Origin of the sequence: Streptomyces sp. NPDC048612 (assembly GCF_043199295.1) — a bacterium.
In the GTDB taxonomy this organism is placed as follows: domain Bacteria; phylum Actinomycetota; class Actinomycetes; order Streptomycetales; family Streptomycetaceae; genus Streptomyces.
The window spans coordinates 448,930-462,089 of sequence record NZ_JBICVV010000002.1 but is presented as its reverse complement, the minus strand read 5'-3'; the positions used below and the strand labels follow the sequence as shown (position 1 = coordinate 462,089).

Below are 13,160 nucleotides of genomic sequence, written 5' to 3'. Positions count from 1 at the left end.
GGGCACTTGCCCGAGTCGCGGAGGCGGATGACGAGGAGGTAATGCCACGGCCGTGTGCGACTCGCCGCACGCCCGACATCTGCCCCATCGTCCTGACCTGGCCCGCTACTACGGCACGAACCGGGTCATGAACCGGTCGACGGGAGCAGGGGTTCGAAGCTGCGCCAGCGGCTGATCTCACACCCATTGGTGCGCCGGAAATCCGCGTTGACGGGCCGCCCCGCCCAGGTGCCGGTGACATGGGCGGTCGCCGGGCCGCCGTAAATCATCGTGCAGTTCGTCCCCTGCGGCACCGGCGCGAACGGGTCCCGCCCCCACCGCGTCATCCCGTCCAGCTTCGCGCAGGCCTGCTTGGCATGCCGGTGCGTACCCCGCGCCGGATGGCAGTACAGCTCGAACGTCCCGTCCTCCCGCGCCGAACCACTCCCGCGAACCGTCACGGTGAGGTGATCGACGACACCGGGGTAGGGGGCGTCGGAGTCGTGGGGGGTGGTCGGGCGGTGGTGGCCGGCCGGGTCGTGTCGATGACCGTCGGGGGTGCGGTGCTCCTCCGGGGCGGGCTGACCGGCACTGGTGTGGTGGCCGACCGGAAGAGGGCGGCCGATGGGGAGGGGCTTGGCGGCCGGGGCGTGGTGACCGGCGCCGACGAGGGCGTCCCCGGACCGGACGTGCGGCAGCGGGATCGGAGCGGCCACCACGGCGGGCGCCGCCAGGGCCAGCACAGCGGCGGCGGAGACGACGGACACGGCGGCGGAGGCGGCGGTGGCGGCGGTGGCGGCGGAGAGACGGGACACGGCCGTGGTGGCGGTCATGGCGGCGGTGGTGGCCGCGGTGGCGAAGGACGAGGTCCGGCGATACGGCATCACAGGCTCCAGAGGCGAGTGCGGGGCGGTACGCGGTACGTACACGCCGGGGGCGCACGACAACGCACGCCGTCGCGGCCCCGACTCCTCTAACGCGCCGCCGCCCCCGACGTTGCGCTGCAAAAACGTCTTTGCCGGGTGGCCCGCGTGCCGGGTACCGTAGGGGGCGATTGGTGACAGCCCTTGAGGCTGTGCCATTATCTGGACACGCCACAGCGTGCATGCGCGCGTGGGGTGTGTGGAGGCGTCGCCTAGTCCGGTCTATGGCGCCGCACTGCTAATGCGGTTTGGGGCTTACCCCCCATCGAGGGTTCAAATCCCTCCGCCTCCGCTCCTCTTCGTTCAGGCCCCGGTCCTCCCAGACCGGGGCCTGAACGCTTTCCCGGCCCTTCCCGCCCCGCCTCCGGGATGGTCCAGCTCCCGCCTCCGGGACGCTTCAGCCCACCCTCCGGGACACCCGCCGCGCACACCCGGACCTAGGGCACCACAGCGCCGACCCCGCGGAGGACGACCGAGGAGCCCTCACCCCTCCACAAGATCACCCACCCCACACACCACCCACTCGGCCTCACCCGGACGGCCGCCACAAGCCCCGCCCACCACCACTCCGGAATTCCCCGCCACACACCACTGGAGTGGCCCCCGTCACACCCGCCGTCGTATTCGACGCCCCCTGCGCCGGCGTCACCGCAACGCCAATGCCCTGAACCACTCCGAAGAGGGCACCCCACGCCCGAACTTCACCCGAACTCCGCCCGACCCCTCGACGACCCCCTGGGTCCGAGCAACCCCTCAACCCCCGCCACAACGGCGTTTCCGCAGGTCAGAGTACTTGCGGGCAATGGATTTCGCCTCACGCCGCAGGTCATGTAATGTTGTTCCCGCAACGCCGACCGGCAAGAAAAACCGCCGGAAAGCCAAGCGCTCGTAGCTTAACGGATAGAGCATCTGACTACGGATCAGAAGGTTGCAGGTTCGAATCCTGCCGAGCGCACAGCAGATCAAAGCCCCCGCCGGGTAATCCGGACGGGGGCTTTGTCGTGGGGACTGCGCGCCGGGGCGTGCTCGACTCGGTCGAGACGCCCGGTGGCTGCTTCGGCCACTTCTCCGACGTCCAGGCGACCGGCTTCCGTACGTTGTCGCCGGGACAGCAGGTCGACCTCACGTGGGAAGCCCCGGGCTTCAAGCAGGACGGCTATGACTACCGCGCGGTGAGCATCGTGCCTCGGGCTGTCTGACATCAACACCTGGCATCAACGGCGGTGCGCGTCATGTCCGAGGGGCCTCGGTCGGTGGCTGGTGGTCAGTTCGGGTGCTGTGGGCTGACTTTGTGGGGCCGGGGTGGCATCGGTCGGACGTGGGAAAAGCCGGTCGGGGTGGGGGTGGGGTTTCTATGATTGGGGTGGGAATTCGGGTGAGGGAAGGGGCCGGGGCGGGTGGAGGTCAGGCTGTCGGTCGGGGGTGGCGTGGGGGATGGCGGGGAGGCTGAGGGGGCGGTTTCGCTGTACCGGTGGCTGGCGGCCGAGCCCGAACTGCGGGGGCAGGCGCGGATGTCGCTGGAGGCGGAACAGGCGGAGCCGGGGCACATGGGCGGGGCGCTGGACCTCGTCAACGTCGTGCTCTCCAACGGCATCGCGCTGGGGAGTCTGATCACCGCGGTGGCCACCTGGCGGGAGTCGCGGCCGAGGGCGCCGCAGATCCGGCTGGAGCGGGACGGTGTGGTGGTGACCGTCCAGGACGCCTCGCCCGAGGAGATCGAGCGGGTTCTGCGGGTCTGGAACGAGAGCGGTGCGCCCGCTCCGGCGCCGGCGGACGGAGACAGCGAGTAGCCGTGGCGGTCTTGTCGGACCCGGCCTGCTCGGAGGCCGTACTGGTCGGCGTGCACGACTACGCCCACCTGGAGAAGCTGCCGGCGGTCGCCCGGAATCTGGAGGGGCTGCGGGACGCGCTGACCGATCCCGCGGTGTGGGGGCTGCCCGCCGAGGCGTGCACGGTGCTCTCGCAGCCCGGAAGTGCCGGGCAGGTGCTGGACACGGTGCGGGAGCGGGCCCGTAAGGCCCGGGACACGCTGCTCGTCTACTACGCCGGGCACGGTCTCACCGACCTGCACACCGACGAGCTCTACCTCGCCCTGCCCGACTCGGACCAGGAACGTGAGTACACCTCGCTGCGGTACGAGTATCTGCGCCGGGCGGTGCTGGACCAGCAGGCGGGGGCCCAGCGGACCGTGGTGATCCTCGACTGCTGTTACAGCGGACGCGCGCTGCTGGGGCGGATGAGTGCCAGCGAGCACATCGCGGACCAGGCGGTCGTCGAGGGGACCTGCCTGCTGACGGCCTCCGCCGAGACCCGGCCCGCGCTGTCGCCGCCCGGGGAGACCTACACGGCGTTCACCGGTGAGCTGATCACGACGCTGACCCAGGGGGTGCCGGACCGGCCCGATCCGCTCGACATGGACACCCTCTACCGGCACCTTCGCGGGCGGCTGGCGAGCAGGTCCCGGCCGGTGCCCCAGCAGCGCAACCGCAACACCGGGGGCCGTATCGCGATCGCCCGCAACCGGGCCGTACCGGAGGGGGGCGCGGCAGAGGGGGACGGGTCGGGGGGAGCCGCGCAGGGCGGGGCCGGGGCGCCGTCTTCGTCCGGCTCGGAGAGTCTGGCCGCGCGGGAGAGCGAGGCGGAGCGGCGGCTCGCGGAGATGGAGTGGCGGGCGGAGCGGTTGCGGCGGGAGACCGAGGAGCTGCGGGAGGAGGCGGAGCGGCGCGCCCTCCAGACGGTGGAGACCGCACAGCGGCTGGCGAACGCCCTGGCCGCCGCCGCCGACCCGGCCTTCCAGCCGGTCTGGTTCGCCGTGCCGGCCACGCGGCCGCTCATGGGGCAGGACGGCTCCCTGGGGCCGGTCGGGGAGCTGGTGCCGGGGAGCTGGTACCTCGCCGTCGAGCAGCGGGGGAAGGCCCTCGTGGTGCAGACCGAGGAGGGGAACCGGGGGCTGCTGCTGGACGCGGAGGGGATCGAGCGCGGCTACTACAGCGACGTGGGGCCGGGCGCCGGGGCGCCGGGCTTCGAGCCGTTCTGGTTCGCCGTCCCGGAGGCCCGCCAGCTCGTGCGTGAGGACGGCTCCCGGCCCCGGAAGGCCGTGGCGGAGCTGGTGCCGGGCGTCTGGTACCTCGCTGTCGGGCAGCGCGAAGGGGCCCTCATCGCGCGGACCGAGGACGGCCGCCGGGGACTGCTGCACGACATGGACGGCATCCAGCACGGGGACGGCGTCCTTGCGACGATCGAGGCCAAGCAAAACCTGCGCAAGGCCAAGAGCCTGGCCGAGGCCGTGTCGTCCGCCCCGGAACCGGACTTCCAGCCGTTCTGGTTCGCCGTCCCCGCGCCCCGCGAGATCCTGAGCCCGGACGGCTCCCTGGAGCCGGTGGCCGAACTGGCGCCCGGCACCTGGTACCTCGCCGTCGAGCAGCGCGGGACGGCGCTCCTCGCGCAATGCCAGGACGGACGGCGGGGGTTGCTGCTCGATACGGAGGGCATCCAGCGGGGCTGAGACGGCGCCGGCGATGGCGTCGGTTGTCGGGCGTCGGGCCGGCGCCGTCGTGTGGCGTGGCGGGACCGGGGGCGTCTGTAGGCGGGGTCAGAGGGTGGCGTCCAGTACGGGGGCCAGGGGGCGGTCTCGGGGTCGTCCTGGACGTAGACCACGGTCACCCGGGCCGGTTCGACGGCGGTGGCCAGCTCGCCCAGGAACCGGGCGAGGGCGGGCTCGTCATGGCCCCAGGCCACCAGGGACGGGATGAAGGGGAGCAGGGCGTCGGTGACCAGGACGTCGATGCCGGCGGCGCGGGACTCGGCGACGTAGGCGCGGGTGGCCGCGATCAGGGTCTCGGGGCGGACGCTGTGGGCGCCGTCGGCGAACTCCTCGGCGACGGGGCGGAAGGCGGGCCGGGTGAGGATGTCGGCCTCCTCGAAGTGGTCGACGGCGGCTCCGGTGCCCTTCGTCCAGTCGGCCAGGGAACGGCAGAGCGTCGACTTGCCGACACCGGGGCTGTTGCCGGCGACCGCGATCAGGTGGAGCGGGCGTGCCGGGTGGGCGGATTCTGCGGGGGCTGCTGCGGTGGAGGTGGGGTGGGTGGACTGCTTGGGGTGGGTTGGGGTCATGGCGCCAGTTTGCCAAGAATGGGGTCAATAGGGCCGTTTTGAACGGAAGTTGGCGCGTGGGGGGAGGGGCGGGAGGAAAACGATTAGGCATTGGTGGAGGAGTCGCGTAGTGTTCATTTCACCGACGCGGGGTGGAGCAGCTCGGTAGCTCGCTGGGCTCATAACCCAGAGGTCGCAGGTTCAAATCCTGTCCCCGCTACTGACGCCGCAGGCCCGGTGGAAGAGATTCCACCGGGCCTGCGGCTTTTTGTGCTGCCGTTCATCCGTGGGCCGGGGGCGGCGGGGCCGTGTAGTGGACGGCCGGGCCGGTGCGGGGCGGGGGCAGCTGGGCCAGGTCGGGGTGGAGCAGCAGCTCGTCGTCGTAGTCGCCGCCGTTCTGGTGGCGGAACGGGAGCGGCTCCGTGGTGGGGAGGGTGCGCAGCCGCTCGCGCAGGCGGGTGGCGGCGGTCGCGTACGCGGTCGGGGTGGTGCGGTCCGCGCCGGGGATCAGCAGGGGCGGGACGACGGACATCCCGGTGTACCAGAGGGTGCCGTGCTGGAGGGGGAAGAGGAGGTCGTTGAGGTCCCCGTTGACGCCGCGCGGGCCGAGGGTGGCGGCGCGGGCACCGGCGGTGGTGATGACCATGGCGCGCTTGCCGGTGAGTCTGCCGTCGCCGTAGCGCAGGGGGCGGCCGGTGGCGGCGTCGGTGAGGCCGAAGGCGAAGCCCTTGACGAGGACGCGGTCGAACCAGCCCTTGAGGATGGCCGGCATTCCGTACCACCAGAGGGGGAACTGCACGACCAGGGTGTCCGCCCAGTCGAGTTTGTGCTGCTCGGCGCGGATGTCGGGGGCCAAGTGGCCGTCCGTATAGGCGCGTTCCGAGGCCTCGCCGACCTTGAGGCGGTCGGCCGGGTCGTGGGCGTAGTCGGCGGCGTCGACCACCGGGTTCCACTTCATGGCGTACAGGTCGGAGACCCGGTGCTGGTGTCCCTGGGCGTCGAGGGCGCGGAGGCCCTCGTCCTTGAGGGCGCTGCTCAGGGAGCGCTGGTCGGGGTGGGCGAACAGCCAGAGGACCTTCATGACGTCCACCCTGCGCGGGTGCGGGCGTCCGGACGAGTGGCCCGATGGTCATAGTGTGCAAGGATCGGGCCATGGGTGTCATGGAGCGTGGCAGCGGTGGGGGTGGCGCGGCCGGGCCGGGGAGCGGGCGGCGGCACCGGGTCGTGGTGCTGGTGCGGGACGGGATGCTGCCGATCGAGGTGGGCATCGTGCACCGGATCTTCGGGGAGGCCCGGTCGGCGGCCGGGGAGCGGCTGTACGAGCTGGTGACCTGCGCGCTGGAGCCCGGCGAGGTGCGCACGGACACGGACTTCACGGTGAACGTCGCGCATGGCCCGGAGGCGCTCGCGGAGGCCGACACCGTGGTCGTACCGGCGTCCGGGACGGACTACGAAGCCGGTGCGGAGCGGAGCGCCGGGCGGCTGACTCCGGCGATGGCCGGGGCGCTGCGGCGGATCAGGCCCGGGACGCGGATCGCGTCGACCTGCACGGGGGCGTTCGTGCTGGCCGCGGCCGGGCTGCTGGACGGGAGGCGGGCGACCACCCACTGGCGGTCGGTGGCGGACTTCCGGCGGCTGTTCCCGGCGGTCGAGCTGGACCCCGACGTGCTGTACACGGACGAGGGCGGGGTGCTGACGGCGGCCGGGGTCGCCTCCGGGATCGATCTGTGTCTGCACATGGTCCGGTGCGACCACGGGGCGGCGGTGGCCAACGATGTGGCGCGGCGGACGGTCGTGCCGCCACACCGGGAGGGCGGGCAGGCGCAGTACATCCGGCGGCCGGTGCCGGAGCCGCAGATCTCGTCCACCGGGGTGGCGCGGGCCTGGGCGCTGGAGCATCTGGACCGGCCGCTGAGCCTGCGGGAGCTGGCGGCGCGGGAGTCGATGAGCGTACGGACCTTCACCCGGCGGTTCCGGGAGGAGGCCGGCGTCTCGCCGCTCCAGTGGCTGACCCGGCAACGCATCGAGCGGGCCCGGCAGTTGCTGGAGGAGACGGACCTGACGGTGGACCGGATCGCGGCGGAGGCGGGCTTCGGGACGGCGGCCTCGCTGCGGCAGCATCTGCAGTCGGCGCTGGGGGTGTCGCCGCGCGCCTATCGGAGCACGTTCCGGGGGCCGGGGGGTGGGGGCGCGGCTGGGGTGGTGGCTTGAGGGGGTTGGTGGTTGAGGAGGGGCGTTGAGGTGGGGCTCTGGGGGCCGGTGGGGCGCGGGGCGTGGTCGGTCGGCTGAGGGGTGTGCGGGGCGCCGGGGCCGGGCGGGTGGCGTTGTCAGTGGGTGGTCGTACGCTGGCGGTGTGTGGCGATGTACGGGACCGCGCTGGTCGGGTGGCGGGCCGGGGCCGGGGCCGGAGGGGCGGTTCGGGCAGCGGCTCGGCTGGTATTGCGCGGAGCGGGGCGAGGCGCGGGTGAGTCCGCTCCCCGCGGGCAAGCCGCTGGCCTTCGCCGCGCGGGGCGAGCGGCTGTGCCTGGGGGTGTGGCGGGCCGGTCGCTGGATCGTGTGCCCGTACGGGGCGGTGCTCGACGGTGCGAGTGCCAGGGACCAGTGTGCGCGCTGCGCCCAGTTGGACCGGTCGCGTTCGGTGGCCGCGGACACCATGGCCGACGATCCGCGTCCGTACGCCGTCTACCTCGCCTACTTCGGCCCCGGCCTGCTCAAGGTGGGGATCACGGCCGCCGAGCGCGGCCCGGCCCGGCTGGTGGAGCAGGGGGCGGTGGCGTACGCCTGGCTGGGCCGGGGGCCGTTGATGGCGGCGCGGCGGGCGGAGGCGCTGCTGGGGAGCGCGCTGGCGGTGCCCGACCGGTTCACGAAGGCGGCCAAGCGGGCGGCGCGCGGGGCGCTGCCGCCGCTGTCGGACCGGGCCGACGAGCTGGCTCAACTGCACGGGGCTGCACGGGAGTTGGCGGGCTGGCCCGAGACGCTGGAGCCGGTGGAGTTCGTCTGCGCCGACCATACGGAGCTGTTCGGGCTCGACCGGATTCCGGGGGAGGTGGCGGAGCTGGGCGGGATGACGCCCGGGGCGGAGGTCGTGGGGGAGGTGCTGACCGGGGTCGGGTCCGATGTGTATCTGCGGTTGGCCGGGGGCGGGTCCGGTGGCGGTGCCGAGGGCGGGAGCGGGCGCGGGACCGGGGAGGGGGACGCGGCCGGGGGTGGGGTCGCGGTGCTGGATGCGCGGCTGTTGTCGGGGTGGGTGCTGGGGGCCGCCGTGGGGCGGGTGACGACGGTTCCGGTGCGGGCCGCGGTGCGCGGGGCGGGGGACGGGGAGCGGGAGGGAGCCGGGGGACAGGAGGGGTTGTTCTGAGGGGGTGCGGGCGTTTGGATGGTGCGTGCAGGTAGTGAGGCGGGCAGGTGTGACTCAGTGCAGGTAGGGGCGGTCCGGTGTGGCTCAGCGGGCTGTGTGGCCCTGCCACGGCTGGGTGGTGCCGGTCGGTGCCGCCTCGCCTGGCGTGTACCGGTTCGCGCCGTAGGGGCGGGGCCGTAAGGGGGCCGTAGGGGCCGGACCCTGAGGGCGGACGGTGAGGGAGGGGCCGGGTGGCGGACGGGGATGAGCGGGTCGGCGCGTTCTGGCGGGAGTTGGGGCTGCCGGGGCTGATCGACGTGCATACGCACTTCATGCCCGAGCGGGTGATGGCGAAGGTCTGGGCGTACTTCGACGCGGCCGGTCCCCTGGTGAACCGGGAGTGGCCGATCGCCTACCGGTACGAGGAGGACGAGCGGCTGGCGGTGCTGCGCGGCTTCGGCGTACGCGCCTTCACCTCGATGATCTATCCGCACAAGCCGGGGATGGCGCGGTGGCTGAACGGCTGGGCGGCCGACTTCGCGTCCCGTACGCCGGACTGCCTGCGGACCGCGACGTTCTTCCCGGAGGACGGCGCGGCGGAGTACGTACGTGCCGAACTCGCCGACGGGGCACGGGTGTTCAAGGCGCATGTGCAGGTGGGCGGGTACGACCCGGCGGGCGCGCTGCTCGACCCCGTGTGGGGCGCCCTCGCCGAGGCCGGGGTGCCGGTCGTCACCCACTGCGGGTCCGGGCCGGTGCCGGGCAAGCACACCGGGCCCGAGCCGATCGCCCGGCTGCTGGCCCGCCACCCCCGGCTGCGGCTGATCGTCGCCCACTTGGGGATGCCGGAGTACGCCGACTTCCTGGACCTCGCGCAGCGCTATCCGGGTGTGCACCTCGATACGACCATGGCGTTCACGGACTTCGCCGAGCGGGACGCGCCGTTCCCGCGGGCGGAACGCGGCCGGCTCAGGGACCTCGGCGAACGGGTGCTGTTCGGCAGCGACTTCCCCAACATCCCCTACGGGTACGCCCATGCGCTGGAGGTACTGGCCGGGCTGGAGCTGGGGGACGACTGGCTGCGCGGGGTCTGTCACGGGAACGCGGCACGGCTGTTCGGCGTGTGAGCGGGGCGGCCGCGGTGGCGGTCGGCGGGGCGGGCCGCCGTCATGGTGCGGTGAGCGGGGTGGCGGCCGCGGCCAGATGAGCCATGGCCGTGCCCAGGTCGGCGAGTGTGGCCTCGTCCGTCACGCGTTCCGTAGTGGGGTCGATCTTCGGGCCGATGGCGGGGATCTCGCGGCAGGCTCCCGTCACGACCTCGCCGGTCATCATCCGCAGCACCTCGCGGAGCTGGGCGTTGGCGTGGTCACCGCCGGCGGCGGACGGCGAGGCGGTGATCACCGCGACCGGCTTGCTGACGCACTCGCCGCTGCTGACCAGCCAGTCGAGCGCGTTCTTGAGGGCGCCGGGGACCCCGTGCGCGTATTCGGGGCTGACGACGAGCAGGGCGTCGGCGGACGCGACGGCGGAGCGCAGGGCGGCGACCGGGGCGGGGGGCGTGGCGTCCTCGCCGTCCAGATCGGGGTTGAAGTGCGGGAGCGCGCCGATGTCCGCGGTGGCGGTCGGGCCGTCCCAGAAGGTGAGCGCGGAGCGCAGCACCGCACCGTTGGAGGAGCGCGCACGCAGGCTGCCGGAGAGGGCGATGAGTCTCATGGGGCGACGGTACGGGGTGCCCGGGGTGGGGTGCGGCGGCGCGGGGCGGACGGGTGTGGTGAGGCGGACGCGAGGTGGGGCGGGCGGGGCTTTCGGCGGGTGCGGGTCCGGGAGCCGGAGGTGGTGTCTGAGGGAAGGAATGCGCTGGTCAGGGCGATTGTCAGTGGTGGGTGCGATGCTTAAGAAGTGGTGATCGACCTGGGCCGCGCGGGGGGCGGCCCAGGTCGGTCCACATCGGTCGGACGAGGGGGAGGGGCGTCCGGGCGGGGGGAACTGCGGGGCGGGGGAGGCCGGTTCGGGGGAGCGGGTCGGGTCCGTAGTGGGGCGTCGCGCGACGGGGCGGGGTGCGACGGGGTGGGGTGGGGCTGAGCCCCGGGGGGGAGGGAAGGGGGCGGCAGAAGCATGGCGGATTCTCAGGAGATTCACAGGAAGCCGCAAGGGTGCTTTCACGGCGGGCGGTCAGGCTCCGGGCATGACCGTGACTTCTTCGTCCTCAGCGTCGTTTCGTATGCCGGCTCCGGCGTCGTCCTCCAGGGGCGCGCCCGGTAAGCAGCCGGAGCTGCTGCGGCCCGACGGCAGTCCTGTACGGGTGCTGGTCGTGGACGACGAGTCCTCGCTCGCCGATCTGTTGTCGCTGGCGCTGCGCTACGAGGGCTGGGACATCCGCGCGGAGGGGGACGGCGCCGGTGCGCTGCGCTGTGCCCGTAGTTGGCGGCCGGACGCGGTGCTGCTCGATGTGATGCTGCCGGACATGGACGGGCTGACCGTGCTCGGGCGGCTGCGGCGCGAACTCCCGGACGTACCGGTGCTGTTCCTCACCGCCAAGGACGCGGTCGAGGACCGGATCGCCGGACTGACGGCGGGCGGCGACGACTACGTCACCAAGCCGTTCAGCCTCGAAGAGGTGGTGGCCAGGCTGCGGGGGCTGCTGCGCCGGGCCGGGGCGGCAGCGGCGCGCAGCGAATCGCGCCTGACGGTGGGCGATCTGGTGCTCGACGAGGACAGTCACGAGGTGTGGCGGGACGGCCAGGAGATCCATCTGACGGCCACCGAGTTCGAGCTGCTGCGCTATCTGATGCGCAATCCACGGCGGGTGCTGAGCAAGACCCAGATCCTCGACCGGGTCTGGAGCTATGACTTCGGCGGGCAGGCCAACGTCGTGGAGCTGTACATCTCGTATCTGCGGCGGAAGATCGACGTGGGGCGGGCGCCGATGATCCACACCCGCCGGGGTGCGGGCTATCTGATCAAGCCGGGCGGGTAGCGGGCGATGGGTGGGAAGCCTGTCCCCAGTACCGTCCCGGGGCCCGCTCCGGCCGAGGCCGCCGAGCCGCTCGGGCCGCCTGAGCCGCCCACGCCGCCCCAGCCGCCCCAGCCGCCTGAGGCGGCCCGTGCCCCCCGCCGCCGGTGGTCGCTCCGGACGCGGCTCGTGGTGTCGGCGGTGGCTCTGATCGCTGTCGTCGGTGCCGTCATCGGGACGGTGACGACCCTCGCCCTGTACTCCTACATGCAGGGGGAGTTGGACGTACGGCTGCGGGATTCCGTGCTCCGTGCCCAGTTCATGCGCCCCCATGACCCGATGCCGCCCCAGGACGGTCTGGAATTCGTGGCGATGGGGGGTCAGCCGCTCGGGTCGGTGGGCGGGCGGGTCGGGCCCGACGGGAGGGTCACGGACGGCGCGAAGCTGGACAACCCGACCGGACGGATGCCCGAGGACCGGCTGGCGAAGCTGACCCGCGCGCAGGTCAGGGCGCTGAACTCGGTCCCGCGGGACGGCCGTCCGCACACCGCCGAGTTGCCCGGACTCGGTGACTACCGGGTCGCGTCCGCCAAGGACAACGGCACTCTGGTGCTCGGCATGCCGCTCACCGATGTCCAGAAGACCGTCGGCCGGCTCGTCCTCATCGAGGCCTGTGTGACGGCCGCCGGGCTGGCCGCGGCCGGGCTCGCGGGATCGGCCATGGTCGGGATCGCGCTCCGGCCGCTGCGCCGGGTCGCCGCGACCGCCACCCGCGTCTCCGAACTCCCGCTCCACCGGGGCGAGGTGGCGCTCCATGTCCGGGTCCCGGCGTCCGAGTCGGACGGGCGTACCGAAGTGGGGCAGGTCGGGGCGGCGCTGAACCGGCTGCTGGGGCACGTCGGTTCGGCGCTCGCGGCCCGGCAGGAGAGCGAGACCCGGGTGCGGCGGTTCGTCGCCGACGCCAGCCATGAGCTGCGTACCCCGCTCGCGTCGATCCGGGGCTACGCCGAGCTGACCCGGCGCGGGCGGGAACAGCCCGGACCGGAGACCCGGCACGCCCTGGGACGGATCGAGTCGGAGGCCGAGCGGATGACGGGGCTGGTGGAGGACCTGCTGCTGCTCGCCCGGCTGGACTCCGGGCGCCCGCTCGCCCACGCGCGCACCGATCTGTCGCCGTTGGTGGTCGACGCGGTGAGCGACGCGCGGGTGGCCGGGCCCGGTCACCGGTGGCGGCTGGAGCTGCCCGAGGAGCCGGCGCTGGTGTACGGCGATGCCGGACGGTTGCACCAGATTCTGGTGAACCTGCTGGCCAATGCGCGTACGCATACCCCGGAGGGGACCACGGTGACTGCTCGGGTGCGGGCCGTCGCGGGCGGGGCCGCCGGGAGCGGCGGGGCCGTGGAGCTGGAGGTTCAGGACGACGGGCCGGGCATTCCGGCGGAGTTGCTGCCGCATGTCTTCGAGCGCTTCGCCCGGGGGGATGCGTCGCGGTCGAGGGCCGCTGGGAGTACGGGGTTGGGGCTTGCCATTGTGCAGGCGGTGGTGGCGGCGCACGGTGGGACGGTGCGGGTGGGGAGCGTGGTGGGGCGGACCGTGTTCTCGGTGACGTTGCCGTCTGAGGGCGCCGGGCCGCTGCGCGGGGCTGTCGGGGTGCGGTGACGGGCCTCCGGGGCAGGGGTGTGGGACTGCTTCGCTCTACGTCCCACACCCCTGCCCCTCCGGCCCGTCCCCTCCCGTTGGGGGGTGGGAAAACGGTGGGTGGGGGCGTGCGCCGGTGGGCTCGTGCGCCCCGTTGAACGGAGAGAGCAGCCCGCGCCCCAGACGCAGCCCCCGCGCCCCAGAGCCGGCCCACCCCAGGTCACACCCCCGGCCCCCG

Annotated in this window: 11 protein-coding genes, 3 tRNA genes and 1 pseudogene; 11 read left to right on the top strand and 4 right to left on the bottom strand. The window is 73.3% G+C overall.

Going from position 1 to position 13,160, the window contains the following annotated elements; all coding sequences use genetic code 11:
* Positions 1-125: 125 nt before the first annotated feature.
* A complete protein-coding gene (locus ACGFN2_RS05355) occupies positions 126-863 on the bottom strand; it encodes an SSI family serine proteinase inhibitor (protein WP_393357696.1) in 738 nt (245 codons plus the stop codon).
* Between the two features lie 240 nt (positions 864-1,103).
* On the opposite strand from ACGFN2_RS05355, the gene ACGFN2_RS05350 reads away from it, so the two are divergent.
* From ACGFN2_RS05350 to ACGFN2_RS05330, 5 genes are all read left to right on the top strand, one after another.
* Positions 1,104-1,194 (top strand) — tRNA-Ser (locus ACGFN2_RS05350).
* Positions 1,195-1,784: 590 nt separating this feature from the next.
* A tRNA-Arg gene (locus ACGFN2_RS05345) sits at positions 1,785-1,857 on the top strand.
* 46 nt (positions 1,858-1,903) lie between these two features.
* Positions 1,904-2,101, top strand: coding sequence for a cold shock domain-containing protein (locus tag ACGFN2_RS05340; RefSeq protein ID WP_393357694.1), 198 nt, complete (start codon positions 1,904-1,906; stop codon positions 2,099-2,101).
* A gap of 198 nt (positions 2,102-2,299) precedes the next feature.
* Positions 2,300-2,692: a hypothetical protein gene (locus tag ACGFN2_RS05335; RefSeq protein WP_393357692.1), complete on the top strand. Its 393-nt coding sequence runs from the start codon at positions 2,300-2,302 to the stop codon at positions 2,690-2,692.
* Between the two features lie 2 nt (positions 2,693-2,694).
* Entirely contained in the window at positions 2,695-4,407 is a 1,713-nt protein-coding gene (locus ACGFN2_RS05330; protein WP_393357690.1) for a caspase domain-containing protein, read from the top strand.
* A gap of 119 nt (positions 4,408-4,526) precedes the next feature.
* Here the strand turns inward: ACGFN2_RS05330 and ACGFN2_RS05325 are convergent.
* Positions 4,527-4,922 (bottom strand): annotated as a pseudogene (locus tag ACGFN2_RS05325) (hypothetical protein); the annotation flags it as partial.
* 218 nt (positions 4,923-5,140) lie between these two features.
* Here ACGFN2_RS05325 and ACGFN2_RS05320 point away from each other — a divergent pair.
* Positions 5,141-5,214, top strand: a tRNA-Met gene (locus ACGFN2_RS05320).
* Between the two features lie 60 nt (positions 5,215-5,274).
* On the opposite strand, the gene ACGFN2_RS05315 is transcribed toward ACGFN2_RS05320, so the two are convergent.
* The gene (locus tag ACGFN2_RS05315) at positions 5,275-6,075 is read right to left on the bottom strand and encodes an NAD(P)H-dependent oxidoreductase (RefSeq protein ID WP_393357688.1); all 801 of its coding nucleotides are present in this window, start codon (positions 6,073-6,075) and stop codon (positions 5,275-5,277) included.
* Between the two features lie 71 nt (positions 6,076-6,146).
* Here ACGFN2_RS05315 and ACGFN2_RS05310 point away from each other — a divergent pair, with 71 nt between their 5' ends.
* The 3 genes from ACGFN2_RS05310 to ACGFN2_RS05300 all read left to right on the top strand — a co-directional run bounded on the left by ACGFN2_RS05310 (position 6,147) and on the right by ACGFN2_RS05300 (position 9,458).
* On the top strand, positions 6,147-7,205 hold the full coding sequence (locus ACGFN2_RS05310) for a GlxA family transcriptional regulator (RefSeq protein WP_393357686.1): 1,059 nt from the start codon (positions 6,147-6,149) through the stop codon (positions 7,203-7,205).
* Positions 7,206-7,458: 253 nt separating this feature from the next.
* Complete coding sequence (locus tag ACGFN2_RS05305; protein ID WP_362603919.1) at positions 7,459-8,352, top strand: DUF2797 domain-containing protein; 894 nt, start codon at positions 7,459-7,461, stop codon at positions 8,350-8,352.
* Between the two features lie 230 nt (positions 8,353-8,582).
* Complete coding sequence (locus tag ACGFN2_RS05300; protein WP_362603917.1) at positions 8,583-9,458, top strand: amidohydrolase family protein; 876 nt, start codon at positions 8,583-8,585, stop codon at positions 9,456-9,458.
* 40 nt (positions 9,459-9,498) lie between these two features.
* On the opposite strand, the gene ACGFN2_RS05295 is transcribed toward ACGFN2_RS05300, so the two are convergent.
* Positions 9,499-10,044 (bottom strand): NADPH-dependent FMN reductase, encoded by a 546-nt coding sequence (locus ACGFN2_RS05295; protein WP_362603915.1) that lies wholly within the window; start codon positions 10,042-10,044, stop codon positions 9,499-9,501.
* 508 nt (positions 10,045-10,552) lie between these two features.
* On the opposite strand from ACGFN2_RS05295, the gene ACGFN2_RS05290 reads away from it, so the two are divergent.
* Both ACGFN2_RS05290 and ACGFN2_RS05285 read left to right on the top strand, forming a co-directional pair.
* Positions 10,553-11,308, top strand: coding sequence for a response regulator transcription factor (locus tag ACGFN2_RS05290; RefSeq protein ID WP_362604087.1), 756 nt, complete (start codon positions 10,553-10,555; stop codon positions 11,306-11,308).
* A gap of 6 nt (positions 11,309-11,314) precedes the next feature.
* Complete coding sequence (locus ACGFN2_RS05285; protein WP_393357683.1) at positions 11,315-12,943, top strand: sensor histidine kinase; 1,629 nt, start codon at positions 11,315-11,317, stop codon at positions 12,941-12,943.
* Positions 12,944-13,160 lie beyond the last annotated feature (217 nt).